This window comes from Halomonas sp. Bachu 37, from assembly GCF_039691755.1.
Taxonomy (GTDB): domain Bacteria; phylum Pseudomonadota; class Gammaproteobacteria; order Pseudomonadales; family Halomonadaceae; genus Vreelandella; species Vreelandella kashgarensis.
The window spans coordinates 1091156-1115458 of record NZ_CP137552.1 but is presented as its reverse complement, the minus strand read 5'-3'; the positions used below and the strand labels follow the sequence as shown (position 1 = coordinate 1115458).

General features: G+C 59.2%; 24 protein-coding genes. 14 read left to right on the top strand and 10 right to left on the bottom strand.

What is annotated here, in order from left to right:
• The 7 genes from R5M92_RS05130 to R5M92_RS05100 all read left to right on the top strand — a co-directional run bounded on the left by R5M92_RS05130 (position 1) and on the right by R5M92_RS05100 (position 8435).
• Positions 1-1200, top strand: coding sequence for an ABC transporter permease (locus R5M92_RS05130; protein WP_346798346.1), 1200 nt, complete (start codon positions 1-3; stop codon positions 1198-1200).
• Positions 1197-2144: an ABC transporter ATP-binding protein gene (locus tag R5M92_RS05125; RefSeq protein WP_346798344.1), complete on the top strand. Its 948-nt coding sequence runs from the start codon at positions 1197-1199 to the stop codon at positions 2142-2144. Before R5M92_RS05130 ends, R5M92_RS05125 begins: the two co-directional genes overlap by 4 nt.
• A 25-nt stretch (positions 2145-2169) precedes the next feature.
• Positions 2170-2892, top strand: coding sequence for an ABC transporter permease (locus tag R5M92_RS05120; RefSeq protein WP_346798342.1), 723 nt, complete (start codon positions 2170-2172; stop codon positions 2890-2892).
• Between the two features lie 137 nt (positions 2893-3029).
• Positions 3030-4235, top strand: a complete 1206-nt coding sequence (locus R5M92_RS05115; protein WP_346798341.1) for a thiamine pyrophosphate-dependent dehydrogenase E1 component subunit alpha — start codon at positions 3030-3032, stop codon at positions 4233-4235.
• Position 4236: 1 nt separating this feature from the next.
• Entirely contained in the window at positions 4237-5214 is a 978-nt protein-coding gene (locus R5M92_RS05110; protein WP_346798339.1) for an alpha-ketoacid dehydrogenase subunit beta, read from the top strand.
• Between the two features lie 24 nt (positions 5215-5238).
• Positions 5239-6606 carry a 2-oxo acid dehydrogenase subunit E2 gene (locus R5M92_RS05105; protein WP_346798337.1) on the top strand — a complete coding sequence of 456 codons (1368 nt, stop codon included), beginning with the start codon at positions 5239-5241 and terminating at the stop codon, positions 6604-6606.
• A gap of 2 nt (positions 6607-6608) precedes the next feature.
• The gene (locus R5M92_RS05100) at positions 6609-8435 is read left to right on the top strand and encodes a protein kinase domain-containing protein (protein WP_346798335.1); all 1827 of its coding nucleotides are present in this window, start codon (positions 6609-6611) and stop codon (positions 8433-8435) included.
• Positions 8436-8454: 19 nt separating this feature from the next.
• On the opposite strand, the gene R5M92_RS05095 is transcribed toward R5M92_RS05100, so the two are convergent.
• The 4 genes from R5M92_RS05095 to R5M92_RS05080 all read right to left on the bottom strand — a co-directional run bounded on the left by R5M92_RS05095 (position 8455) and on the right by R5M92_RS05080 (position 11933).
• On the bottom strand, positions 8455-8973 hold the full coding sequence (locus R5M92_RS05095; RefSeq protein ID WP_346798334.1) for a winged helix DNA-binding protein: 519 nt from the start codon (positions 8971-8973) through the stop codon (positions 8455-8457).
• 17 nt (positions 8974-8990) lie between these two features.
• Entirely contained in the window at positions 8991-10289 is a 1299-nt protein-coding gene (locus R5M92_RS05090; RefSeq protein WP_346798332.1) for a TRAP transporter large permease subunit, read from the bottom strand.
• Positions 10290-10304: 15 nt separating this feature from the next.
• The gene (locus R5M92_RS05085) at positions 10305-10856 is read right to left on the bottom strand and encodes a TRAP transporter small permease (RefSeq protein WP_346798331.1); all 552 of its coding nucleotides are present in this window, start codon (positions 10854-10856) and stop codon (positions 10305-10307) included.
• A gap of 72 nt (positions 10857-10928) precedes the next feature.
• The gene (locus tag R5M92_RS05080) at positions 10929-11933 is read right to left on the bottom strand and encodes a TRAP transporter substrate-binding protein (protein ID WP_346798329.1); all 1005 of its coding nucleotides are present in this window, start codon (positions 11931-11933) and stop codon (positions 10929-10931) included.
• Between the two features lie 210 nt (positions 11934-12143).
• On the opposite strand from R5M92_RS05080, the gene R5M92_RS05075 reads away from it, so the two are divergent.
• The 3 genes from R5M92_RS05075 to R5M92_RS05065 are packed head-to-tail and all read left to right on the top strand — an operon-like array spanning position 12144 to position 14607.
• Positions 12144-12893 carry a 5-oxoprolinase subunit PxpA gene (locus R5M92_RS05075; protein ID WP_346798327.1) on the top strand — a complete coding sequence of 250 codons (750 nt, stop codon included), beginning with the start codon at positions 12144-12146 and terminating at the stop codon, positions 12891-12893.
• Positions 12890-13633 carry a 5-oxoprolinase subunit PxpB gene (gene pxpB, locus R5M92_RS05070; protein ID WP_346798326.1) on the top strand — a complete coding sequence of 248 codons (744 nt, stop codon included), beginning with the start codon at positions 12890-12892 and terminating at the stop codon, positions 13631-13633. The genes R5M92_RS05075 and pxpB overlap by 4 nt, the downstream gene beginning before the upstream one ends.
• Positions 13630-14607, top strand: a complete 978-nt coding sequence (locus R5M92_RS05065; RefSeq protein ID WP_346798324.1) for a biotin-dependent carboxyltransferase family protein — start codon at positions 13630-13632, stop codon at positions 14605-14607. Before pxpB ends, R5M92_RS05065 begins: the two co-directional genes overlap by 4 nt.
• Positions 14608-14613: 6 nt before the next feature.
• Here the strand turns inward: R5M92_RS05065 and R5M92_RS05060 are convergent, their stop codons facing one another.
• From R5M92_RS05060 to R5M92_RS05035, 6 genes are all read right to left on the bottom strand, one after another.
• Positions 14614-15243, bottom strand: a complete 630-nt coding sequence (locus R5M92_RS05060) for an ABC-type transport auxiliary lipoprotein family protein (protein WP_346798323.1) — start codon at positions 15241-15243, stop codon at positions 14614-14616.
• Positions 15240-16178 (bottom strand): MlaD family protein, encoded by a 939-nt coding sequence (locus R5M92_RS05055; protein WP_346798322.1) that lies wholly within the window; start codon positions 16176-16178, stop codon positions 15240-15242. Before R5M92_RS05055 ends, R5M92_RS05060 begins: the two co-directional genes overlap by 4 nt.
• Positions 16178-17005: an ABC transporter ATP-binding protein gene (locus R5M92_RS05050; RefSeq protein WP_346798320.1), complete on the bottom strand. Its 828-nt coding sequence runs from the start codon at positions 17003-17005 to the stop codon at positions 16178-16180. The genes R5M92_RS05055 and R5M92_RS05050 overlap by 1 nt, the downstream gene beginning before the upstream one ends.
• The gene (locus R5M92_RS05045) at positions 16999-18114 is read right to left on the bottom strand and encodes an ABC transporter permease (protein WP_346798318.1); all 1116 of its coding nucleotides are present in this window, start codon (positions 18112-18114) and stop codon (positions 16999-17001) included. The genes R5M92_RS05050 and R5M92_RS05045 overlap by 7 nt, the downstream gene beginning before the upstream one ends.
• Positions 18115-18274: 160 nt before the next feature.
• Positions 18275-19096: an IclR family transcriptional regulator gene (locus tag R5M92_RS05040; protein ID WP_346798316.1), complete on the bottom strand. Its 822-nt coding sequence runs from the start codon at positions 19094-19096 to the stop codon at positions 18275-18277.
• A 148-nt stretch (positions 19097-19244) separates the two neighbouring features.
• Positions 19245-20783 (bottom strand): 3-hydroxyacyl-CoA dehydrogenase, encoded by a 1539-nt coding sequence (locus R5M92_RS05035; protein WP_346798314.1) that lies wholly within the window; start codon positions 20781-20783, stop codon positions 19245-19247.
• A 294-nt stretch (positions 20784-21077) separates the two neighbouring features.
• Between R5M92_RS05035 and R5M92_RS05030 the strand changes: the two genes are divergently transcribed.
• The 4 genes from R5M92_RS05030 to R5M92_RS05015 are packed head-to-tail and all read left to right on the top strand — an operon-like array spanning position 21078 to position 24301.
• A complete protein-coding gene (locus R5M92_RS05030; protein ID WP_346798312.1) occupies positions 21078-22229 on the top strand; it encodes an acyl-CoA dehydrogenase family protein in 1152 nt (383 codons plus the stop codon).
• A gap of 30 nt (positions 22230-22259) precedes the next feature.
• Positions 22260-22445 (top strand): AMP-binding enzyme, encoded by a 186-nt coding sequence (locus tag R5M92_RS05025; RefSeq protein WP_346798311.1) that lies wholly within the window; start codon positions 22260-22262, stop codon positions 22443-22445.
• A gap of 27 nt (positions 22446-22472) precedes the next feature.
• Complete coding sequence (locus tag R5M92_RS05020) at positions 22473-22916, top strand: PaaI family thioesterase (RefSeq protein WP_346798310.1); 444 nt, start codon at positions 22473-22475, stop codon at positions 22914-22916.
• Positions 22913-24301, top strand: coding sequence for a hypothetical protein (locus tag R5M92_RS05015; RefSeq protein WP_346798308.1), 1389 nt, complete (start codon positions 22913-22915; stop codon positions 24299-24301). Before R5M92_RS05020 ends, R5M92_RS05015 begins: the two co-directional genes overlap by 4 nt.
• The last annotated feature ends 2 nt before the right edge of the window (positions 24302-24303 follow it).

The following is a 24303-nucleotide window of genomic DNA, read 5'->3' as shown; positions in this document are numbered from 1 at the left end:
ATGTCGCTCAAGGATGAAATGGCGGCAATGGAAACCTCACGCCGAAGATTGTCCCCCAATTGGGTGCTGCTGGTCTTGGCCAGTGTCGCCTTGGCGGCATTCGTGGGGCTGGATCTTGCCAGCGTAGCTCCCAACCGAATCGTGCCGGGTGTCGGTCACGGCGCCATCAGTGCGTTGGGCTGGTTGGGGGCCGCGCTCGGCGCAGTGTTATTGCTGAGTGTCGTTGGATTGAGTCTGCTTGCGAACCGGCAACACTATCCCATTCTCCTGGCGCTGGTAATGACGCTGCTCGTGCTTATGCCCTTTGCCTTGATGATTGCGGGGTATAGGCTCATCGAAGCTGACATGCCCCAGGCTCGGCTAGGTATCGGGGCGGGATTCTGGGCGATCCTGTTCGTGCTATTGCTGGCGCTGGTGGAGTTGCGCCAACGGCTGGCCCTTTCCCGTCTCATGAGCTGGGGACTCATCGTCCCGGTGGGACTGCTCTGGTGGTTGTGCCTGGGCTTGTGGCTGGAACCGCTGGCGCTCATGCGCGAATATCACGTGCGCAGCGATCAGTTTTCAGCCGCGATGGCACGGCATATTGCGCTAGTGGCCGCTACAGCGAGCATCAGTGTTGTGGCGGGAGTGGCGATGGCGCTGTTGATGCGACGCTACTCCCGATTGCAGAAGGCGGCATTCGGTCTGCTCAATTTTCTGCAAACCGTTCCTAGCCTGGCCCTTTTCGGCCTGTTGCTGGCTCCCCTGGCCTGGCTTGCCGCCGAGTTTCCCACATTGGCCCGCTGGGGCGTCAGTGGCATCGGTTGGGCTCCGGCCTTGCTGGCTCTGGTCGCGTATAGTTTGTTGCCGATGGTACGTAACACGTTCGTGGCGTTGGAAGCGGTCAGCCCCGCGGTGATCGAAGCGGCACGGGGAATGGGCATGAATGCTCGGCAGGTTTTTTTCCAGGTACGCTTGCCATTGGCGCTACCGGTTTTGCTGGAAGGGCTTCGCATTACACTGGTGCAGGCGATAGGCCTCACGGCGGTAGCTGCCTTGATCGGTGCCGGCGGTCTGGGGACCTTCATTTTCCAGGGGTTGGGCCAGGCCGCCATGGATATGGTGCTCCTGGGTGCGTTACCCATCTTGTTGATGGCCTTGATGGTGGATGCCCTGTTGGGCGCTATCAGTGACGCCTTGCGCCCGGGAGGGGCGAGATGATAGAGCTTTTTAATGTCACCAAGCGCTTTGGCGACGATGTAGCGGTTGACGATATTTCCTTCAAGGTCGACAAGGGCGAGTTCTGTGCCCTGGTGGGTACCTCGGGCTGCGGCAAATCCACGACACTGCGCATGATCAACCGCCTGATCGAACACAGTGAAGGCGAGATCCATCTCGATGGGCAGCCGATCCGCGAATTCAACGAGGTCAAGTTACGCAGGCGCATCGGCTATTCGATCCAGAGTACCGGGCTCTTTCCCCACTGGACGGTGGCGCGCAATATTGCCCTGGTACCGCGTTTGCTCAAATGGCCCGCTTCCGATGTACGTGAGCGGGTACAGCAATTGATGGAACTACTCGGCCTGCCGATCGGAGAGTTTGCCGACAAGTATCCTCACCAACTCTCTGGAGGACAGGCTCAGCGTGTCGGTGTGGCCCGTGCACTGGCGGCCGATCCCGATATCCTGCTGATGGACGAGCCCTTCGGGGCGCTCGACCCGATCACCCGGGAAAAGCTACAGGACGAATTGCGCGCCTTGCAATCACGCTTGCACAAGACCATCGTTTTCGTGACGCACGATATGGACGAGGCCCTCAAGCTGGCCGATAGATTGGTCATCATGCGAGACGGTCGAATCATCCAGCAGGGCACCCCACTGGCATTGTTGAGCAAGCCTGCGGACAAGTTCGTCGAATCCATGCTCGGCGGAGTGGAGCGTGGCCTGAAACAGGCCGGGCTGACCAAGGTATCGAGCCATATGCTGCCGCTGGGCCCCACACTGCCTGCTCATTCCAGAGTAGAAAGTACGCTCTCACTTCGTCACGCCTTGTCCTTGATGCTGCGCGATCACACCGATCGGTTGACTGTCGTCGACGCACACGATGTGCCCATCGGTGAGCTGTCGCTGCGCAAATTGATCAAGGAGCATACTAGTGACCAGTGAGACGTCGTCACGATCCGGCAAATCAATGAAAGGAGTCGCAGTGCCGGTGATCTGGTTGCTATTGCTGGTGCTGGCGGTGAGTTTCATGCCTCAGCTAGAGGCGGTGCTACGGTTCGTGGAGCCGGATAGCCGCAATCTGATCTATGAACGTGCCGAACTTTCCCGGCTGCTCGGGCAGCATCTGCTGGTGGTTACCCTTGCCGCGTGCGTAGCGATTGCGCTGGGGGTGAGCGCCGCCATTGCCGTGACTCGTCCCGTCGGTCGTGATTTCCTGCCGCTGGTGGCGCAGTTGGCGTCGATCGGCCAGACCTTCCCCCCGGTCGCCGTGCTGGCGCTTGCCGTTCCCGTGTTGGGTTTCGGCACTTTGCCGATCATCGTGGCGCTGGTGCTCTACGGGTTACTGCCGATCGTGCGCAATACTCTAGCGGGCTTGCAGGACGTGGATATGAATATCAAGGAAGCAGCGCGGGGAATGGGCATGACCTCTGGACAGATACTGCGCAAGGTCGAGCTGCCCATTGCTGCCCCCGTCATCCTGGCGGGAATTCGGACCTCCGTCACCATCAATATCGCCACGGCGGCGATCGGCGCGACTGTCGGAGCGAGTAACCTTGGCGACCCCATTATTGCCGGCATCGTCAACGACAACACGGCCTATGTAGTCCAGGGCGCTATCGTGATAGGACTGCTGGCGCTGACGATCGATAGTGCGTTTGAACAATTGCAGCGCTGGTTGCGTGCGTATTGAACTCAGGTCGAATGCCCAAGGAGGAGCTGCTGCGCTAGTGTGTTGCTGTTGCGTTGACCTATGCTAGGGAAATCCTCTGGCATAACAGGGCATGACCGACAACACTGCCCCCAAAAGGGGTTACAAGGACAATAAACATGACCACACCGCACGTGCATGAGCCGGTCTTTCTGACCGGTGATGAATTCTCCATTCCTACTTTTAGGCTACTTGATCCCGACGGTTGTCTGCGTGAAGGCGCGACCGCCCCCCAGCTGTCCCGTGATCACGCGCGGCGAATCTATCGAGCCATGCTGGCCACTCGGGTACTCGACGAACGCATGATGGCGGCGCAACGTCAGGGGCGCTTGAGTTTCTACATGCAGTGTACCGGCGAGGAAGCCGCCGTGATCGGCGCCACGGCCGCACTCGACGATGCCGACATGATCATGGCGCAGTATCGCGAGCAAGGTGCTCTAGTATATCGCGGCTTCACTTTTGATGAGTTCATGAATCAGTTGTTCGGCAACGAGCTGGATTACGGTAAAGGCCGGCAGATGCCGGTGCATTACGGCTCGCGCAAGCTGCATTACATGACGATTTCCTCGCCGCTGGCGACCCAGATCCCCCAGGCTACCGGCTACGCTTACGGTCAGAAACTGGCCGAAGACGGCCATTGCACCATCACGTTCTTCGGTGAGGGCGCCGCCTCGGAAGGCGACTTCCACGCGGCGCTGAACATGGCCTCGGTGCATGCGGTGCCGGTGATCTTCTTCTGTCGCAATAACGGTTATGCAATCTCCACTCCCGCTGTCGAGCAGTTCGCCGCCGACGGCATCGCTCCGCGGGCCTTCGGTTACCACATGCATGTGATCCGCGTCGATGGCAACGATATCCTGGCGGTCTATGAAGCGACGCGGCAGGCGCGCCGGATTGCCGTGGAAAACAATCAGCCCGTGCTTATCGAGGCGATGACGTATCGCCTGGCGGCGCACTCCTCCTCGGACGACCCCTCGGGCTATCGCTCCAAGAGCGAGGAGCAGATATGGCATGACCAGGACCCGCTACTGCGCATGCAGAAGTGGATGCTGGGACAGCAGTGGTGGAGTGAAGAGGAAGAGAAGGAGCTTCAGGAGAGCCTGCGTCGGGAAGTGCTGGAAACCATGAAGCGTGCGGAAAAACGGCCGCCGCCGCCACTGGATAGTCTGGTCAGCGAAGTCTATGCCGAGGTGACGCCGTCGCTGCAGAACCAGTTCGACCAATTGAAACGCCATATTCGCAAGTACCCCGATGCCTATCCGCGTGGGGCACGCTCGCTGGACCCAGAAGTGGCTGTCGACAGCAACGACCAGGGGGAGCGCTAGAATGCCGACCATGAACATGCTGCAGGCGATCAACAATGCGCTCGACATCGCCATGGCCGAAGACGAGAAAGTCATCTGCTTCGGCGAGGATGTGGGAATTTTCGGTGGCGTTTTCCGGGCCACCAGCAACCTGCAGGGGAAATACGGCAAGGCTCGTTGCTTCAATACTCCTCTGGTAGAGCAGGGAATCATCGGCTTTGCCAATGGACTGGCGGCCCAGGGATCGGTTCCGGTCGCCGAAATACAATTCGCCGATTACATCTTTCCCGCCTTCGACCAGATCGTCAACGAAACCGCCAAGTTCCGCTACCGCTCGGGAGATCTGTTCAATGTCGGCGGGCTGACGATCCGCACCCCCTATGGCGGCGGCATTTCGGGCGGGCTCTATCATTCGCAATCGCCCGAGGCCTATTTCACCCATACGCCTGGCTTGAAGATCGTGGTGCCTCGCAATCCCTACCAGGCCAAGGGGCTGTTGCTGGCTGCCATTCGCGATGCCGATCCGGTGATCTTCTTCGAACCCAAGCGGCTCTATCGCGCCTCGGTGGGTGAGGTACCCGAAGAGGACTACCAGCTTCCCCTCGGTGAGGCGGATATCATCAAAGAGGGCACGGATATCACGCTGGTCGGCTGGGGCGCCCAGATGGAAGTGATCGGCAAGGCGGTAGAACTGGCGGAAGAGGCCGGTATCTCCTGCGAAGTGATCGACCTGCGAAGCCTGCTGCCGTGGGATGAGGACACCGTGGTCGAATCCGTACTGAAAACGGGGCGGCTGGTGATCACCCACGAAGCGCCCCGCACCGGTGGGTTTGCCGGTGAAATCGCCACCACCATTCAAGAGCGTTGTTTCCTGTATCTGGAGTCGCCGATTGCCCGCGTCACCGGATTGGATACACCTTTTCCCTTGACCCTGGAAAAAGAGTATCTACCGGATCATCTGAAGATTTTCGAGGCAATTCGCGAAAGCGTCGATTTTTGACGTCACAGGACGGGAGAAGAACAAATGAGCGATTTCATGCTGCCGGATATCGGCGAAGGGATTGTCGAGTGTGAAGTGGTTGAATGGCGCGTTGCGGAGGGCGATATCATCGAAGAGGATCAGCCCATCGTCGAGGTGATGACGGATAAGGCGCTGGTGGAAATCACCGCACCCGAAGCCGGTCGCATCACCCGCTTGTATGTCGACAAGGGCAGTATCGCCAAGGTACATGCTCCCTTGTACGCCTATGTCGGTGAAAACGATTCGGGTGAAAGCGACTCGGGTGAGAACGGTGCAGATGAAAACAAGGCAGGCGAAAACGAGCAGAACGGTGAAGACAGCCGACAGGCGCAGCTGGGCGATAGTGATAGGGAGCCTAAGCGAAGCGATGTCGGCTCGTCGGAGTCCAGCACGCCTCAACCCGCCCCGCGCGATCCGGCGAACACCATTGAAGCCAGCGCCGAACAGAGTGCGACCGCCAGTGCGGGGAAGGGCCCTTATGGACGAGTGCCCGCCAGCCCGGCGGTCCGTCGGCTAATACGCGAGCATGAGCTGCGACTGGATAGTATTCCTGGCTCGGGCAAGCAAGGGCGCGTGCTCAAGGAAGATGTGCTCGATTACCTGGAACAGGGCCCGTCCGATAACCGCCAAGGCCAGACGACGCCGGACAAGAATAGGGCTGATGAGGAATTCCGTGTGGAGCCGTTACGTGGTATCCGCGCGGTCATGGCCAAGCGGATGGTCGAGTCAGCCACTACGATTCCGCATTTCCAGTTCGGCGAGGAGATCGACGTCACCGAACTTTTGGCGCTACGCGAACGCCTCAAGCCGCAGGCTGAAGCACGGGAAACTCGCTTGACGCTGATGCCGCTGTTCATGAAGGCACTCGCCCTTGCCGTGGCCGAGCATCCTATCATCAATGCCAGGTTGAACCCTGTCGCTGATGAAATTCACTATTACACCGCCTGCAATATCGGCATGGCGGTGGATAGCAAGGCGGGTTTGTTGGTGCCCAACGTCAAGCACGTCGAACGCTTGAGCGTACTGGAAATCGCCCGGGAGGTGGCGCGCCTGACAGCCGCGGCGCGTGACGGGCGGGTGGATCAGGCCGACCTCAAGGGAGGCACCATCAGTATTTCCAATATCGGTGCCTTGGGAGGAACCTACGCGGCACCGATCATCAATGCGCCGGAAGCCGCCATCGTGGCGATCGGCAAGACCCAGTGGCTACCGCGCTTCGATGCCGAGGGGAATGTGGTAAAGCGGGCCATAATGACGGTGACCTGGGCAGGGGACCATCGTTTGATCGATGGTGGCGCCATCGCCCGCTTCTGCAATAGCTGGAAAGGCTATCTGGAAGCACCGGAGAGCATGCTGCTGTACCTGGGGTAACCATGAGCCAGGCGCCCCTGCAGCAGTTTTATATTCCCGAAGAGCAGTCGATCTATCTGCTCAGCCATCACGATGCGCGCAAGCTCAGGGAGTGGGTGGCCCTGTGCGAGGCGCAGTTGGCCCAGCTGGGTTATCGGGATATTCAATTGATCGGCAAGGGTGCCTATGGCTTCGTATTCGCCGGCACCACGGCGCTGGGTGATCAGTACGTATTCAAGTTCACCCGGGTAACGCTACCCCATGCCCTGCAGGAGCGCTTGGAGGAAGAAGCCTTCATGCTCGAACAGGTCAAGCATCCCCGGGTGCCCGCCCTGGTGGCGTTCCAGCGTGTCCGCGGGCAATCGATTCTGGTTATGCAACGAGCGCCCGGCTTGAACCTGGAAGAGTTCTCGCTGCGCAGCGGGCGCCTGTCGCCACGCTTGATCATGCGCATCGCCGCGCAGCTCGGTGAAATTCTGACGGCGTTGCGGCGTGAGACCGGTCCCGGTTCGCGCCCCGTGGTACACGGCGATATCAAGCCCTCCAATCTGGTATTCGATCCGGACCATGAAGACATCGCCTTGATCGACTGGGGCTCCTCGGTATTCGCGCAGCTGGATGCCAACCAGCAGTTCGTGGCGGCCAATGTCATGGAGCTGATGTCGGATAACCTGCAACAGACCAATGCCCGCCTGGGAGATGTCTACTTCATCGGCGAAGAACAGCTCAATGGTGCGCTCTCTTCTCCCCGTTTCGATGAGCAGGGCGTGGCGGGAACGCTCTATGCCCTGGCCTCGGCGCAATCGTGCCGCTTCGGCCATCGCGCCATTCCTGCCACCTCTCTGGGCCTGCCGATGGAGTTCGCCCGCACTCTCGACGGCATGCTCGATCCCGACCCGCGCACCCGGGCCCGTGCCGGTGAGCACTTCATCCAGGCAATGCCGAGGTTGTCCCGTCTGGTGATGATTGACCTTCCCCAGGCTCCCGTTTCATGCCTTGTCCCGGTATGGGTCAGGGCGACTCAGCGGGATATCGATACGGTGGTATACAGCTCGCGCAAGGAATTCTTGCGCGAAGTCAGCGGCCAGGAAGTGCTCAATGACGTCAACGACGTGCAACTGGATCGCTACTACAAGAATTTCATGCAGGGAATGGGGGAAACGGAAAAGGCGTTTCTCGCAGCGGTAAGCCGTCTGGGCAAGTATCCGGTGGTGGGTGGGCTGGCCGTACGTTGGGAGCGGGAGGGGGTATATATCGATACCTCGCTGAATCTCCACGACGCAAGCTTGAAGCCGGCGTTCATCGCGGCAGTCAATAACATGGTGCATCTGGCCCGGGCAATCCATCGGCGCGGCATCTTCAAGAGCTGTCTGTTCAACGCACGCGATACCTTGCACCTCGAGCGCGACCATCCCGACGAGCCCTTCCAGCCGCTCGAGGGGATGCGGCTTCCCTACGAGACCAGTTCGGTGCCGGAACTCGAGGACCAAACCCGCCAGCACAGTTACTTCGAGGACGGCCCCGATCCCGAGGAGCTGCTGATCTTGCCAGAGCCAATAATGGCGGCGCTGCGCCGGCTCAACGAGATCCACCATACCGGCATGATCATCTTCGAGGCATTGCCGAACCATCTCAAGATCCATAGTTACTATCGGCTGCTGGATCCCGCGCGGGAAGAAGAGTTTCGGCACCAGTTGGATACCATTCTCGAAGCAATCGGTGCCATCGAAGGGCTTGGAGTTTCTGGCTTCATGAAGATGCCCTACAAGGACACCCGCGCTTTTACCCACATGGAACGCCAGCCGGAACGCTTCTATCCTCGCGATCCCAGGGCCGCTCTTGCGGAGTGACCAGGAATCCTGGCGATGCTTAAAGCGATGCCGCAGCCCGGGCGGCCTGGTCATAGAGACCCGACATGGCGCGTAGCATGCCCGCCAAGCGACTCATTTCCTCCGGCTCGACTCCCATGGAGGAGAGCGATTCCACCAGACAGGCCTCGCGGATCTCCGCATATTTCCTACAGGATTCTCGGCCCTCATCGGTGGTGCAGAAAAACGTTTCCTTGCCCTGTTTTTCGCCACTGACCAGTCCCAGTCTCCCCAGCTTCTTCAGCGCATAGGTCACGGTATGGGTGTCCTCCACGTTGAGTACCAGGCAGATATCGGATTGTCGCTTGGCCCGCTTGCGATGATTGACGCTATGCAGTACCAGCACATCCAGTGAGCTAAGCTCCGGATAGCCCGTAGCGGTCATGCAGCGCACCATCCAGCGATGGAAGGCGTTGCCGGAAATGATGAGGCCGAATTCGAACTCGGAAAGTTCCTGGGAGCTGTGCGATAGATGCTCCGAGGAGACGATGGGTCCCCTCGGTTTTGGCTTGACCGACATGAACACTCCTTGTTTTTTTAACGATTGGCCATGACTTCGGGTAGCCAGGTGACGATACCGGGAAAGAGGCTGATCAACACCACGCCAAGCATCATCAGGAAGAAGAAGGGCATGGCCGCCCAGGCAATGCTGAGTATATTGCGACCGGTCATGCCCTGCAGGACGAACAGATTGAAGCCGACTGGCGGTGTGATCTGAGACATTTCAACCACGATTACCAGAAAGATACCGAACCATATCAGGTCGATGCCTGCCGCTTCCACCATGGGCAGCATGATGGAAGTGGTCAGTACCACCACCGAAATACCGTCGAGAAAGCAACCCAGCAGGATAAAGAATATCGTCAAGGCGACGAGCAGCATCCAGGGAGAAAGCCCCATAGTGCCGATCCAGGCAGCAAGGTCGCTGGGCAAGCCGGTAAAGCCCATGGCAGCGGTGAGAAAGGAGGCCCCGGCAAGAATGAAGGCGATCATGGTGGAGGTGCGCACCGCACCCAGCAGCGCATCGCGGAACATGGTGAGACCCATGCTGCCCTGGACGCGAGCGAGCAGCAGCGACAGCACCACACCGACGGCTGCCGCCTCGGTGGGGGAGGCCAGGCCGGTATAGATGGAACCGATCACACCGATGATCAATGCCAGCATGGGGATCAATCGCCGTGAGCGTTTCAGCTTCTCGCCTATCGGCAGGCCCGCCTCGGCAGGGGGCACACGATCAGGATGGCGCCAGGACCACAGCATCAGGTAGAGGGCGAACAACGAAATCAGCATCAGTCCTGGCAGGATGCCGGCCACGAAAAGACGAGCGATGGACTGGTCGGTGGCCACGCCAAAGACGATGAGTATGATCGAGGGCGGAATCAGCAGTCCCAACGTGGCGGAGCCGGCCAAAGTGCCGATGACCAGCTGTTCGTCATAGCCGCGACGGGTCAGCTCCGGAATGGTCATCTTGCCCATGGTGGCGCAGGTAGCCGCGGAGGAACCTGACACGGCGGCAAAGAGACCGCAACCCACCACGTTGGTATGCAACAGGCGACCGGGTATACGCTGCATCCAGGGCGACAGCCCGGTGAACATGTCGTCGGCGAGACGCGAACGGAACAGTATCTCGCCCATCCAGATGAACATCGGCAGGGCGGTCAGCTCCCAGCTATAGCTGGAACCCCAGATATCGGAGGCCATGACATCGCCGGTGGGAATCGAAGTGAACTGCGAAAGACCCAGCCAGCCCAGGCCCAGTAGGGAAAAGGCGACCCAGACACCGCTGCCGAGCAGTACGAGAAGGACGCCGAAGAGCAAGGTCAACATAACAAGCATGGGGATTCTCCGGGCTCACTCGGGGCCGCTGTCATCGACGATGAAGTCGTGTGGATCACGGATGGCCGTGGTCAGAGTGTAAAGGGCGCTCTCCAGCAGGGCGAGACACAGCAGGGCCACGCCGGCGAGCATCGCCGATTGGGGAATCCACAAGGGAATTCGCAGCAGGCCGTAAGAAGTCTCGTTGAAGGCGATGCTGTCATCCAGCAGCCAATAGAGATTCCATGCCAGGTAGACACTGAGTGCAAGGGCGATGGCAAGGCAGAATACCTCGAACCAGACCCGGGTTGCCGGTGGGAGACGGCCGATCAGCAATGTCACGCGAATATGCCCGCCATGCACGAACGTATATGCCAGCCCGAGGAAACTGGCGCCGACCAGCAGAAAGCCTGATATTTCCGAGAGGCCGGGGATGGCAAGGCCGATTCGGTCACCGCCGATTCCCGTGATGATACGATCAATGATTCGTCCGACAATCTGGGCAGTGATGAGCAGGCATATAAGCGTAAGGCAGGTAGCCGCCAGATAGCCGCCCAAATTGTAGAGAGGGCGCAGTCGATAGGTCATGAAAAAATCCCCGAGTAGGCCAGGAGCGCCCCGGCCGTGCTGAATGAAGTAGCCGGGGCGGTCGGGTTGGGATTACTCCCGATTGTTTTCGTAGGCGTCGAGGATGGTCTGTCCCTGTTCACCGGCGCTTTCGACCCACTCATCGGTCATGGTCTCGCCGACTTTCCGAAGGGTCTCGGCCAATTCCTCGCTGGGCTCGCTGACAACGATGCCGTTCTCCTCGAGCACGGCGATGGCGTCATCGGTCTCCTGACGGCTCATGTCCCAACCGCGTGTCTCTGCTTCGGCGGCAGCGTCGAGCACGGCCTGCTGAGTGGCTTCATCGAGGCGCGAGAAGGCTTTTTCACTGACGATGATCATGTTCTTGGGTAGCCATAGCTGAGCGTGGTTGAAATGGCTCAGATAGTCCCATGCCTTGGTATCAGCGCCGGTGGCGGGAGAGGTGATCATGGCCTCGACACGACCGGTACTGAAGGCAGTGGGGATATCGGGCACTTCGACCTGGGTCGGGACTGCACCGGTGAGCTGAGCGATGCGCTCGCTGGCGGTGTTATAGGCTCGCATGCTCAGATTCTCGAGGTCGTCGCCGGTCTCGATGGCCTTGTTGGTGTATATCCCTTGCGGTGGCCATGGCACAGCGAACAATAGGCGCAATCCTTGTTGTTCAAGTTCCTCGGCTATGATGTCTCGAGAGGCTTCCCACAATGACCAGGCATCGTCGTAGCTACTAGCCAGGTAGGGCACGGAGTCCACTTCGAAGATGGGATTTTCATTGGCCAAACGAGACATGATCAGCTCGCCGATGGGCACGATGCCACGACGCACCGAATTCTTGATCTCGGCATGGCCGATCAGTGATCCATTGGAATGGACGGTAATGTCCAGCTCGCCATCGGTGGCTTCGCGGACGTCATCGGCAAACTCACGAATATTCACAGTATGGAAAGTACGATCGCCATAAGGGGTCGGCATATCCCATTCGGTGGCAGCCTGGGCGGTGGTGCTCAGGCCGGCGAGACCAATACCCAGAGCGGCGGCAGTGGTTAATAAAGAGAGTTTCGAATAGCGAGAGGTCATGGTGATTCCTCGGTTATCGGATGTTGTTATCAGGTCGACTGGACGGCCAAATCCACTGGCTACCAGTGCCAGCCACATTCAGCATAGCGACTGTACTAGCGAAGGTTAAGGATCTGCTCAATGTCTAGTCAACGTAGTGTCGACTAATGGACGGTGTTTTATCGTCAAAACGTTGATAAATTGTTTTTAAAACAGATTGTGGAGTCTTCCATGAAACATCTACAGCTCAATGCCGATATGGGTGAGAGCTTCGGTTCTTGGATCATGGGGATGGATCATGAGGTTATGCCTCACGTTCATCTGGCAAACGTTGCTTGTGGCTATCACGCTTCAGATCCTGATGTGATGCGGGCAACGGTTCGTCTGGCGAAAGAGCACGGGGTGACTGTGGGGGCGCATCCGGCCTACCCCGATCTGGTCGGATTCGGGCGTCGTTCGATGGTTTGCTCACCGCAGGAAGTGGAAAACTTCGTGCTTTATCAAATCGGAGCCCTGGACGGTATCTGCAAGGCCGAAGGCATGAGCCTGGGCTACGTGAAACCCCATGGTGCGCTCTACAACGACATGAGCCGCGACCCGGAAATTTTTTCGGCGGTGATGCGGGCGATCCTGGCTTTCGATCCTGCGCTGCCGTTGATGACCATGGCGACTCGGGACACGTCTGCTGTAAGCGACCTCGCGGCGCAACATGGCGTTACCCTGTGGTTCGAGGCCTTTGCCGATCGAGCCTATGATGGCGCCGGGCGCCTGGTGTCACGACGGGAGAGAGGGGCGGTTCATCACGATCCGGCAGTCATCGTCGAACAGGCAACGCGCATCGCCCGTGGACTTCCCTTGATCGCAAGTGACGGAAGGGAACTGGTGCTTCATGCCGATACGCTTTGCGTTCACGGTGACAACCCCGAATCGATTGCTGCCGTGAAAGCCATCCGTAGTGCGCTGGACGAGCTGGCGTCATGAGTCATTTGCCACGTATCGAATCTGCCGGCCTTGACGGTTGGCTGGTGCGGCTGTTCGACGAAATCGAGGAAACCAACGTGGCCTGGTTGAGCGCCTTGGCCAAACGCTGCGAGGCAGCATTCGGGAAGGCACTGGTCGACTTGATTCCTTCCTACACCACGCTGCTGGTGATATTCGACCCCTTCACGCTGGCGCCCGGCCAGGCGCGTGAGGTTCTGGCATCGCTGTTAGCCACTCTGGAGCCTGGTACCAGCCTGGGTTCGGGGAAGATCAAAGAAGTACCAGTCTGTTACGACGTACGCTTTGCCGCGGACTTGCCGCGTGTGGCCGAGCGCGCAGGTATGGAGCTACAAGCCGTCATCGACTGTCATTCAGACAAGCTGTACCGAGTATTTGCGTTGGGCTTTGCTCCCGGTTTTGCTTTCATGGGCAGTGTCGACTCGCGCATAGAAACGCCAAGGCTGGAGACGCCGCGCCAGCGAATACCGGCGGGAAGCGTTGCCCTGGCGGGGCGGCAGACGGCAGCTTATCCCCTTGTGAGTCCCGGAGGATGGAATATTCTAGGCCGAACTCCCGCCACGTTGTTCGATCGCCATCGACAAGGCTTCAGCTTGCTGCAGGTAGGAGATCGAGTCAGATTTATACCGTTATCTTTCGGTGAATACAAAAAACTGGGGGGCGATATCCGGCCTATGGAGTCATCAACAACCATTACGGGAGAAAAGGGGAAAGCGAAGTGAATCAAGCCAGAACACTTGCATCCGTTTCTTCTTCGCCCGCTGCCGAGGGGTTGCGTGTAATCCAGGCCGGACCCTTGGCTTTGCTACAGGATGCCGGGCGTTTCGGCGTGCGTCACCTGGGGGTTACCCAAGGTGGTCCGGTGGATTTGCATGCATGGGCATGGGCCAATGCCTTGGTGGGGAACGGTTGGGGGAGTGCGGCGTTGGAAGTAACGCTAGGTGGTTTGACGCTTGAAGCCACCAAGCGCTTGAATATTGCCGTGTGCGGGGCGGATCTCGGCGTGATGCTGGAGGGGCGTCCCGCTCCCTTGTGGCGGACAGCCACGCTTATGCCGGGACAGCGGTTGTGCTTCGGTGCGCCGGTTTCTGGGGTACGCGCTTATCTTGCCGTAACGGGTGGCTTTCAGGCCGACCCGGTTCTCGATAGCGTTTCAGCGGTGGTGAGAGAAGGGCTAGGGGGCCATGATGGCCAAGGGGTCGCCTTGAAAGCAGGCGACAAACTTCGGGTGGCTGAGATTGATCCGGTGACTCGCCATCGCCAGGTACCGCATCAGGAAATTCCTGATTATGACCAGACGTGTGAGTTGCCGCTGATCCCGGGGGCGCAAGTCGGGCGCTTTTCGGGTGCCAGCCTGTTTGCGGCCTTCAATCAGCCTTGGAAAGTCGATGATCGTGCCGACCGCATGGGAGTTCGACTGCGCGGACCCAGACTCGAGAGCGATATAACGAGCATGATCTCCGAAGGGATCGGCCTTGGAGCGGTCCAGGTCCCTCCCGATGGCCAGCCGATCGTACTGCTCAACGATCGCCAGACCATTGGTGGTTATCCGCGTCTCGGCGCCTTGACCCCGCTGGGAGCCTCGCGCCTGGCGCAATGCCTGCCGGGTCGGGAGGTAAGGATACGCCCGGTTTCACATGAATGGGCGTTGACGCAGGCGCGGGCTTTTCGCGCACGAATCGATGATGCGCGTTGACGGGACTCATTCACTGACAAGCTTGTCTCTCTCCTCGGCCAGCCACTCCACGACGGCAAGACTGAGTTGATCACCGGCTTCGCCGAAGGCGGCGACGACACTCGGAATTTCCTCGTTCTCGGCGATGGCGGTTGCGGAAAACTGGCGGCTGGCCAGGCGCCGGTTGCTCCGCGGGTCACGTAACTGGGTATCCAGCTCGATGACGGCCTGTGTCACGTCTTGCGTGTACTCACTTTGGAAACGCCGTAGCTCGCTGATGAGTGCCAGATCGCCGGGCAGGCGGTCACTATTCACGGTAGTAAAGAGCTCGCTCTGCTGCAGTGCCTTGATCAGCCGCTCCCGCACCATGATTGGCGCTGTAGCATGCCAGCGCGCGCCACCGTAGATATTGATGACATTGGGCTCGGGCGCCACCACGATTCTTTCGCTGTCCAACAGGCGATCCGCTTCCGGTGTAGCCACCACTAGGCTGGCTGTACTGGGCGATTGTGTTTGGCTGGGAATAGGGGCGGCTGGAAGGGTATATAGCGTTATTGCTTCTTTTTCCGGAAGGAGGGTGCAGCTGCTGGAGGCTATTGCCATGGCGCAGGCGGGGAGCCATCTTAGCCACTTCGAGTGTGCGGCGTGAGCTATCATGGGCGAAACTCCTCGATGCGGTCACCTCCCAGTAGAAAGTCGCGTGGATTTTCCTCGAGTCGGCGAGTGATACGGTTGAGGTTGGACAAGGTGGCGCGTAACTCCTCTAACGCGGGAGCGATATCGCGCGTTCCCTGCAGGCCGACTTCGATGGCGCTGGCATTGTCCGTCACCAATCGATCGACATGTCGTGCGGCATTGGCAAGACTCGAGCTGGCCTGAGAAGCATTGCGAAAGGCGGCTTCGCCCTCCTGTTCCAGCAAATGTTGCACGGAATGAGTGAGCTCATTGACACTTGTGACGGTGCGCGTGGCTTCGCGCGACAATTCGCTGAAGAGTTTCATGTTGGTATCCAGCGCTTCCTGCTGAGCGACCACCATATCGGTAATATCTGACAGGTTGGCAAGAATATTGCCGGCTTGCTTTGCATTTTGATCATTGAAAAGATCATTGATATTTTCAAGTATCGTATTGATATTATTGATGATATCACCGCCTTCATCGAAGAGCGTAGCAAGGGGGGAAGGGTCGGCGATGATGAGGGGTGGTTCATCGTTAGAGCTGGTCAGCGGTGGGCTTTCCGGGGTGCCGCCATGCAGCTGCACGGTCATGCTGCCGGTGATGTTGGCATAGGCAAGGCGTGCTCGCGTGTCCTCCTTGATCGGAGTACCGCTGCCGACGCGTATCCGCGCAATCACCTGGCGAGGGTCATCCGGCGCCAATTCAAGCTGGGTAACCTCACCCACTTCAATGCCGCTGTATTGGACCTTACTACCAGTGGAAAGACCGCTTACGCTGCGCTCGAACAGGATGCGGTAAGTCTCGTATTCGCGGTCACTACTGCTTCTGCTGATCCATAATGCAAATAGCAGCGCGGCGACAGTTATTGCCACGGTGAATAAACCGATCACGACATGATGGGCGCGTGTTTCCATTACGATTGTGGCTCCTGGTCAGGCGATGATAGGTGGCGAGGCTGTTGCGAGACGGCCTGCTGAGCGGCTCTGCCGCGTGGACCATGAAAATAGTCCTGAATCCACTCATCCTCGGTTGTAGCCACCTTGTCCAGCGTATCCGCGACCAATACGCGTTTTTGCGCCAGTACCGCCACGCGGTCACAAGTGGCATACAGGGTGTCGAGATCGTGAGTCACCAGAAATACACTAAAGCCTAGCGCGTCCCGCAAGGTCAGCAACAGCCGGTCGAACGCCGCTGCGCCGATGGGGTCGAGTCCAGCCGTCGGTTCATCGAGGAACAATACGTCGGGATCGAGTGCCATGGCCCGGGCCAAGGCGGCTCGCTTTATCATGCCGCCGGAGAGAGAATCGGGGAACTGCAGTGCAGTCTGGGGTGGCAGACCCACCAGGGAAAGCTTGATGCGAGCAAGGTGCTCGGCATCGGCACGCGATAGCCGGGCGTGCTCTATCAAGGGCAGGGCGATATTCTCCTGCAGGTTGATCGAACTGAACAAGGCTCCCTGTTGAAAGAGCACGCCGAACCGCCGCTCCATTTGGGCTCGCTCCCGGGAAGAGAGGTGAGCCAGTTCCTGCCCGAATACCTCAATGCGTCCTTCATCGGGTGGCTTGAGGCCGACGATGCTGCGAAGCAGGACCGATTTTCCCGTTCCCGAGCCCCCGACCACGCCGAGTATTTCGCCGCGTAAAAGCTCAAGGTCGAGCGCTTCGTGAACGCTGTGGCTGCCGAAGCGGTTAACCAGCCCGCGCACTCGGATCACGGTCTCATGCCGAGGGGCATTCACCATCCCATCTCCATGAAAAAGAGCGCAGCGAGCGCATCCAGCAGTATCACCATGAAGATCGATTGCACGACGCTGGAGGTAGTGTGCTCACCCACGGATTGGGCACTGCCACTCACCTTGAAGCCTTCCAGACATCCGATGACCGCGATGACGAAAGCGAATAACGGGGCTTTACCCAGGCCGACCAGGAAGTGCTTCAGCGGGATATCACGCTCGATGGTGTACAGATACTGGGTAAGCGAAATATCCAACGTTCCCACCGCAACAGCCGCGCCCCCCGCCAAGCCGCATAGCATACCGACAAAGGTGAGCAGGGGCAGGCTGATCAATAGGGCAAGCACCCGAGGCAGAACGAGCAGTTCGACCGGATTCAGACCCTGGGCTCGCAACGCATCGATTTCCTCATTGGACTTCATCGCCCCCAATTGCGCGGTAAAGGCGCTGGCAGTACGTCCGGCCAACAGTATGGCGGCAAGCAGTACGCCGAATTCCCGCAAAAAGGCGAAAGCAACCAGATTGACGGTATAGATGGTCGCGCCGAAATCGCTGAGCACAGTGGCCCCAAGAAACGCCACCACCGCTCCTACCATGAAGGTGAGCAGTGCCACGATGGGAACGGCGTTAAGGCCGGTTTGCTGTACCTGGGCCACGGTGGCGGTAATACGCCAATGACGGGGTCTTATCAACACCCACACTAGGGTGGCTAGCACCAGGCCGATAAAACCCAGGAGTTGACGCTGCTGCATCCATAGCCCCGTGACGTTTCGGCCCAGGCTTTCCAACGCGGCGACCAGGCGTGAGGGCGTGGTGTCCTCGGGTTCCAGGGGAGACACCATGGCAGTGGCGACGCGCTTCAACAGAGCTCGCTGTTCAGCGCTGAGATCGGGCGCCCAGTCATCGACTTCCTGAACCCGTGCGGGCCCTAGTAATTCCACCATCAAGGAAGCGCCTGCTGTATCGATGGCCTGTAATCCTTGCAGAGAAATCCTTGTGACCGAGCGTTGAGATGGCAATGAATGAATGGCAGCCTTGATTTCAGTGTAGTGTGCCAATACCCACTCGTCCGAAAACGCCAGCTGATTGGTTTGGCAATCAATCCATGGGCCCGACATCCATGCCTCCTCTGCCCCGGTTATCCGTACGAGACGGAAACGCTTGATTTTATTCCTTACCTTACCCAGACCTCTGGGCGCGGTGCAAGATGGTGTGCCGGTCGGTCGCTTATGCCGAACGCTGTCAGTTGCATAGAGTCTTGTATCAAATGATGTCAGCTCAGCGCTTGGGAGCGAGTTCGTGGCGAATGTTATCGGCGACTTCCTTCAAGCGCGGGCCGATTTTTTCCACCAGACGTTCGTGAGACAGGCGCAGGCTCGCACCGCCACAGTTGATAGCCATGATTTCCGCACCATCTTCCAGGACAAGCGGCATCGAGACGGCGCTGATATCGGTCTGCCACTCCCCTTCGGAAAGGCAGAATCCATAGCGCGCGTAGTCTTCGCGGCTCTTCTGAATACCCTTTTCCAGTTTTGGCCAGTCCTTGCCATAAAGCTGCTTGAGTTCCTGCAGTACCTTGTCTCGCCGTTCATCGGGCAGCCCGCACAGCCAGGCGCGGCCGATGGCCGTCGTGGCCAAGGGCAGGCGTGAACCGACATCGAGACGGATGATCAACGGGCCGCTGCCGTGGCAGGTTTCCAAATAGACCATGGAGGTCTTCTCCGCAGCGCCGAGATTGACATTGCAATCGGTGGAGTCTGCCAGTTGTTGCAAGTGAGGCCGGGCAATGTCGCGAATACCGATATTGGCCAGGTAACGATACCCCAGCGCCAATATACCCGCGCCCAGACGGTACTTTTCGAGATACTGGTTATGCTGAAGGTAACCTAGCTGGGTGAGGGTGTAGGTGAGGCGCGAAACCGTCGGCCGCGGTATACCGGTGCGGTTGGAGAGTTCGGCATTGCCCAGATATTCCTCCTTGGCGCCGAAGGCACGCAGCAGTTCCAGCCCCCGGGCCAGAGCGGTGACGAAGTTGCGATCCTTTTCGGAAGACTCGCTCTCGCTTGTTGTAGTATTTGTTGTGTCATCCAGTCGTTTCATGGGCTTCTCGACGATTTCGTTTGGCATGCGAAGTATCGCATAGCTCGCGTGTCTTTATTGACGCTACCCTGGAATCCAGATCATGAAAAAGTCCTCTTGTAACGCAGGCATCCAGGAATCAACGTAAGGCGGCGTTTCCGGTCAGCACTCAGCGGTTGTCCAGGGTGTTGAGGGGCAGGTTCAAGGCGGCCCTTCGACGCAGCCAGGGGCTGGGGCGATAACGCGGGTCACCGGTGGCGGCCAGCAGGTTCTCCAAAATCGTCAGGATGCGTCGGCTACCGTAGTGATCTCCCATACGTAGCGGACCTTGGGGATAGCCCAGGCCAAGCTCGACGGCGCGGTCGATGGTATCGGGTGCGGCGACGCCTTGCTGGGCGATATCGGCCCCGACATTGACGATACAGGCCACCACGCGCTGCAGGACGAAGCCGTTGCTGTCGTTTATCACACTGACCTTGGTGCCATCGGCGCCCAGCAGGGCCGTGGCGGCATCGCGCATTTCCGCCGATGTGGCGGGAGTGGTCATCAAGGTTCGCCGCGACGCCAGCCCGGCGAGCATGTCCACGGCGACACAGCGACTTGTGTCCAGACCCAGACGCAGGGCGCAGGTGGTAGCGTCTTCGCCCAAGGGAGCCAGCAGGCAAAGGGCCTCGTTACTGGGCTCTTCAGCAGTTTCCAAAGGCCAGCCGGCAGCGTTTATCAGTGCAGCCAGAGCCTGGCGGTCAGATTGCTCATCGACGCCAAGCCATACCGGGCGTGGCGCCGACTGGGCAATGGGCGGCTCGTCTTCCACCACGGCCTTGCCGTCTTCGTAGCGATAGAAACCTTCTCCGCTCTTGCGCCCCAGCAATCCGGCATTCAAGCGCTGGCGCGTAATGGGTGAGGGGCGAAAGCGTGCCTCCTCGTAGTATTGATGGTAGATCGATTCCATCACCGCATGGGAAACATCCAGACCGGTCAGATCGAGCAGGCTGAGCGGCCCCATGCGAAAGCCGCCTTGATCCACCAGGATGCGATCGATGGTGGCATGGTCGGCCACATTCTCGCCCAGAATCTTCAAGGCCTCGGTGCCGTAGGCGCGCCCGGCATGGTTGACCAGAAACCCCGGTGTGTCGGTGGTTCGCGCGGTAAAGTGCCCCATGGCCTGTCCCAGTGCTTCGACGCGCTCGGTTACCGCCATTGCCGTGCGCAGCCCCGGGATGACTTCGACAATTTTCATCAGCGGCACGGGATTGAAGAAGTGAAAGCCGATGACGCGCTCGGGGCGCTGGCAAGCGGAAGCTATCGCCGTAACCGATAACGACGAAGTGTTGGTCGCCAGTACCGCGCGTTCCTCCAGAATATTTTCCAGTTCCTGGAAGAGCTGCTGCTTGGCTTCCAGCTTTTCCACGATAGCTTCAACGACGATGTCGCATTCGGACAAGTCATCCAGGCCATCGGCTTGATACAGAGAGGCCTTGTATTGTTCCACCTGGGCTTGGCTCAAGCGTTGCTTCTGGAGGCTGCGGTCCCACAAGCCGCCAATGAACTCCTTGGCCTCCTGTACCGCGCCGTCACGCGTGTCATGTAGCATTACCTTGACCCCCGCCTGGGCGGCCAGTTGCGCGATACCGCGCCCCATGGCTCCGGTGCCGACGATGCCTAGTGTGTGAAAGGGCAACTGGGTTTGCTGCTGGGGTGTGGTCATTAAAGGTGTCCTCTGCTACGGGGCGTGAGTTTCGCCAGCGTTCTGGTCGCGATGGCTGTGTCATCGCAAGCAACGGCAAGGCGGCTGCTCAAAGATGGGTGGGATGAAATAGTTAGCCTGTATATTGTTTCGCTAAGCAAAACCATGTTCCGTTTATTGACTGCCATCCTAGGCTATGCAAAAGTGCCTGACAAGCAAAGCAAGCGGTAGCGAAACAGGCCGACATCAAGGCGGCTTGTGATCCCGCCGTTTATCGCTCCCGGGGCAATCCCGCCAATTCCTTGAGGACACGTCATGATTCGCGATCCCGAACTTCTCAATCAGCTGCTCGATACCATTTCACGTTTCGTGCGCGAGCGCTTGATTCCCAATGAAGCACGTCTTGCCGAAGACGATGCGGTACCCGCCGAGCTGCTGGAAGAGATGAAGGAGATGGGGCTGTTCGGCCTGTCGATTCCCGAAGAGTATGGCGGTCTCGGCCTGACCATGGAGGAAGAGGTCCTGGTCGGCATGGAGATCGGCAAGACATCACCGGCGTTCCGCTCGGTCTTCGGTACCAATAACGGCATCGGCGCCCAGGGCATCCTGATCGACGGCACCCCTGAACAGAAAGAGAAGTACGTGCCGCGGCTGGCGACAGGTGAGCTGTTGAGTTCCTTCTGCCTGACGGAGCCGGATTCCGGGTCGGACGCCGCCAGCCTGCGGACCACGGCGATACGCGATGGCGATCATTATGTCCTCAACGGGACCAAGCGGTACATCACCAACGGCCCCGAAGCGGATGTCTTTACCGTGATGGCGCGTACCGATACCAGTGTCAAGGGCGCCAAGGGAATCACGGCGTTTATCGTCGATGGCGATACGCCTGGGCTCAAGCGTGGCCCGGCGGATAACAAGATGGGCCAGAAGGGGGCCCATACCTGCGATATCATCTTCGAGAACTGCCGTGTGCCGGCGGAAAACATCATCGGCGGCAAGGAGGGCCAAGGGTTCAAGACGGCGATGAAGGTCCTCGATCGCGGCAGGCTGCATATCTCCTCCGTGTGCGTGGGCGTGGCCGACCGTCTGGTCGAGGAGTCGCTCAACTACGCCATGGAACGCCAGCAGTTCGGCGCCCAGCTGGCCGATCATCAGTTGGTGCAGGCCATGCTGGCCGACAGCAAGACCGAAGCATATGCCGGCAGGTGCATGGTGCTGGACGCAGCACGGCGCAAGGACGCGGGTGAGAACGTTTCGACCCTGGCCTCCTGCAGCAAGCTCTTCTGCGCCGAAATGGTCGGCCGTGTGGCGGATCGCGCCGTTCAGGTACACGGCGGCGCGGGCTACATGTCCGAGTACGCTGTGGAACGCTTTTATCGTGACGTCCGTCTGTTCCGTATCTACGAAGGCACCACCCAGATCCAGCAGCTGGTCATTGCCCGTAACATGGTGCGGGAGGCGTCGTAATGACGTTGCCCACCCCTCGTCAGGTGCCGGATGAAAACATCTTCGGTCGCCTTCGTCCAGGGCGAGCCGGGCACCATGCTGGAGGAGGCGGAGCTGAGAAACTTCATCGCCGAGCGGTTGGCACCGTACAAACGGCCCACACAGATTATGCTGATGGAAAGCCTGCCGGCCACCGCCAGCGGCAAGATTCTCAAGGGACGGCTAAGGGACGGCTAAGGGACATCGCACAAAAGGAGCAGGTGAATGAGTGATGCTGACCGACACGGTGCCGAGACTTCGCAAAGCCTCATGGGATATCACGAACTGTTGGGCATGCAGGTGGTCGAGTGGACGCAGGAGTTCGTCGTCATCGAATTGAATATCGCTGACAAGCATCTCAACCGAAGCGGCATCGTGCACGGCGGCGTGCTCACCTCGATGCTCGACAGTGCGCTCAGCCTGGCGGGACTCTACTGCTCGACACCGGGACACGTGCGCAAGGGGATGACGCTATCGTTGACCACCACCTTCGTCAGCCCGGCACGGCACGGCGTCTTGCGGGCTACGGGAACGGTACGTGGCGGAGGTGCCAAGACATTCATGTCCAGTGGCGAGGTTCGAGACGAAGCGGGTAACCTGGTGGCATTGGCGGAAGGGGCCTTTCGGCGTCGTAGCGGTAGCGAAACCCAACAAGGCGTGCCTGAGTGACCAAGGCGCGATTCCAGGCTTCCTTGCTGGGCATCGTCACGTTAACCACCTTGTGGCATCTGGTAGCGGGAAATGCAGTGGTTCAGGCGGCAGGAGTGCTGGCCTTGGGCAGTTATCTTCTTTCGGTCCGCCATGGGCTTTCGGTAATGGCCCGGGGGCTTCTCGGCGTTGCGACCTTGCTTACGTTGCTGGTCCTGTGGCGAGCCGACGCTCCCGGTTTGCTGCTCTTCGAGGCTGCAGGGCGCTTCGCCTTCTTTGTGACGTTCATCGTGGCCTTGAGCCTGTTGCGCCTGCCGGCCTATCGCTCTCGTCTGGTGCGGCGCTGTGGTCAGAGCATGTTGCTGCAACCACCCAGCAGGCGATATCCCATCTTGTCACTGGGGGCGGCGCTGTTCGGCATCATTCTCAACATTGGGGTGCTCAATCTGTTCGCTTCGATGATCGAGAAAAGCAATACTCTGGTGGCTGCCCAAGGGCGGACCTGGGTGCAGCAGGCCCGCCAACGGCGCATGATGCTGGCGCTTCTGCGCGGATTCTCCCTGGCACCGCTGATTTCTCCCATGGGCATCGGCGTAGCGGTGGTGCTTTCCACCATACCGGGCCTGACATGGCCTGAGCTGGCTCCCTATGTACTCGGTGCCGCTCTGGTCATTTTCCTGTCCGGCTGGGCAATCGATCATCTGACTGGTCCTCATCCCGCCGTACAGGGAGATCGTCGATCGCCACCTTCACTGCGGCCTCTGGCCCATTTTTGCTTGTTGCTGACAGCCATCGTCATGCTGGTTTTCGTATTCTCCTGGGGGCTGGAGGTACGTTTGCCCATCGCCGCCTTGATGGGCGCACCGACAGCTGCTTTCGTCTGGCTGGCTTGGCAGCGCCGTCGGCTTGGTTGGGGTGGTACGGTAGCGGCAGCACACAGCCTCCATCGTCAGTTGCCCTGGTTGCTGGCGCCGGCCGGAAACGAATTGGTGGTGCTGGGTTCAGCAGGTTATCTCGGCCATCTGTGCGTGGGGCTGGTGGATACGGCGAGCCTCGCAACGGCTTTGACGTTGCTGGATTCACTGGGAGGTTTTACCGTCGTCATTGCCATGTTGCTGGTGATGGGGCTGGCGCAGGTCGGCATCAATCCCATTGTCACCGTGACCCTGCTGGCCGGCTTGCTACCGCAGCTGAATATAGCGGGGCTTTCCTCGCCATTGATAGGCGCATCGTTGATGGTGGGCTGGGCATTGGCCTTGATGTCCTCACCGATGACGGCCTCGATGCTGATTCTGTCGCGCTTCACCGGCATTCCTTCGACCCGTATCGGTTACCGCTGGAATGGTATTTTTCTTTGTGCTTCGATTCCTTTGCTGGCGGTCTGGTTCCTGCTGGCAGGGTGGTGAGC

Excerpts from the sequence above, each read along its gene's own strand:
- R5M92_RS05130 (WP_346798346.1), top strand. The coding sequence starts at position 1 with ATGTCGCTCAAGGATGAAATGGCGGCAATGGAAACCTCACGCCGAAGA.
- R5M92_RS05125 (WP_346798344.1), top strand. The coding sequence starts at position 1,197 with ATGATAGAGCTTTTTAATGTCACCAAGCGCTTTGGCGACGATGTAGCG.
- R5M92_RS05120 (WP_346798342.1), top strand. The coding sequence starts at position 2,170 with ATGAAAGGAGTCGCAGTGCCGGTGATCTGGTTGCTATTGCTGGTGCTG.
- R5M92_RS05115 (WP_346798341.1), top strand. The coding sequence starts at position 3,030 with ATGACCACACCGCACGTGCATGAGCCGGTCTTTCTGACCGGTGATGAA.
- R5M92_RS05110 (WP_346798339.1), top strand. The coding sequence starts at position 4,237 with ATGCCGACCATGAACATGCTGCAGGCGATCAACAATGCGCTCGACATC.
- R5M92_RS05105 (WP_346798337.1), top strand. The coding sequence starts at position 5,239 with ATGAGCGATTTCATGCTGCCGGATATCGGCGAAGGGATTGTCGAGTGT.
- R5M92_RS05100 (WP_346798335.1), top strand. The coding sequence starts at position 6,609 with ATGAGCCAGGCGCCCCTGCAGCAGTTTTATATTCCCGAAGAGCAGTCG.
- R5M92_RS05095 (WP_346798334.1), bottom strand. The coding sequence starts at position 8,973 with ATGTCGGTCAAGCCAAAACCGAGGGGACCCATCGTCTCCTCGGAGCAT.
- R5M92_RS05090 (WP_346798332.1), bottom strand. The coding sequence starts at position 10,289 with ATGCTTGTTATGTTGACCTTGCTCTTCGGCGTCCTTCTCGTACTGCTC.
- R5M92_RS05085 (WP_346798331.1), bottom strand. The coding sequence starts at position 10,856 with ATGACCTATCGACTGCGCCCTCTCTACAATTTGGGCGGCTATCTGGCG.
- R5M92_RS05080 (WP_346798329.1), bottom strand. The coding sequence starts at position 11,933 with ATGACCTCTCGCTATTCGAAACTCTCTTTATTAACCACTGCCGCCGCT.
- R5M92_RS05075 (WP_346798327.1), top strand. The coding sequence starts at position 12,144 with ATGAAACATCTACAGCTCAATGCCGATATGGGTGAGAGCTTCGGTTCT.
- pxpB (WP_346798326.1), top strand. The coding sequence starts at position 12,890 with ATGAGTCATTTGCCACGTATCGAATCTGCCGGCCTTGACGGTTGGCTG.
- R5M92_RS05060 (WP_346798323.1), bottom strand. The coding sequence starts at position 15,243 with ATGATAGCTCACGCCGCACACTCGAAGTGGCTAAGATGGCTCCCCGCC.
- R5M92_RS05055 (WP_346798322.1), bottom strand. The coding sequence starts at position 16,178 with ATGGAAACACGCGCCCATCATGTCGTGATCGGTTTATTCACCGTGGCA.
- R5M92_RS05050 (WP_346798320.1), bottom strand. The coding sequence starts at position 17,005 with ATGGTGAATGCCCCTCGGCATGAGACCGTGATCCGAGTGCGCGGGCTG.
- R5M92_RS05045 (WP_346798318.1), bottom strand. The coding sequence starts at position 18,114 with ATGTCGGGCCCATGGATTGATTGCCAAACCAATCAGCTGGCGTTTTCG.
- R5M92_RS05040 (WP_346798316.1), bottom strand. The coding sequence starts at position 19,096 with ATGAAACGACTGGATGACACAACAAATACTACAACAAGCGAGAGCGAG.
- R5M92_RS05035 (WP_346798314.1), bottom strand. The coding sequence starts at position 20,783 with ATGACCACACCCCAGCAGCAAACCCAGTTGCCCTTTCACACACTAGGC.
- R5M92_RS05030 (WP_346798312.1), top strand. The coding sequence starts at position 21,078 with ATGATTCGCGATCCCGAACTTCTCAATCAGCTGCTCGATACCATTTCA.
- R5M92_RS05025 (WP_346798311.1), top strand. The coding sequence starts at position 22,260 with ATGAAAACATCTTCGGTCGCCTTCGTCCAGGGCGAGCCGGGCACCATG.
- R5M92_RS05020 (WP_346798310.1), top strand. The coding sequence starts at position 22,473 with ATGAGTGATGCTGACCGACACGGTGCCGAGACTTCGCAAAGCCTCATG.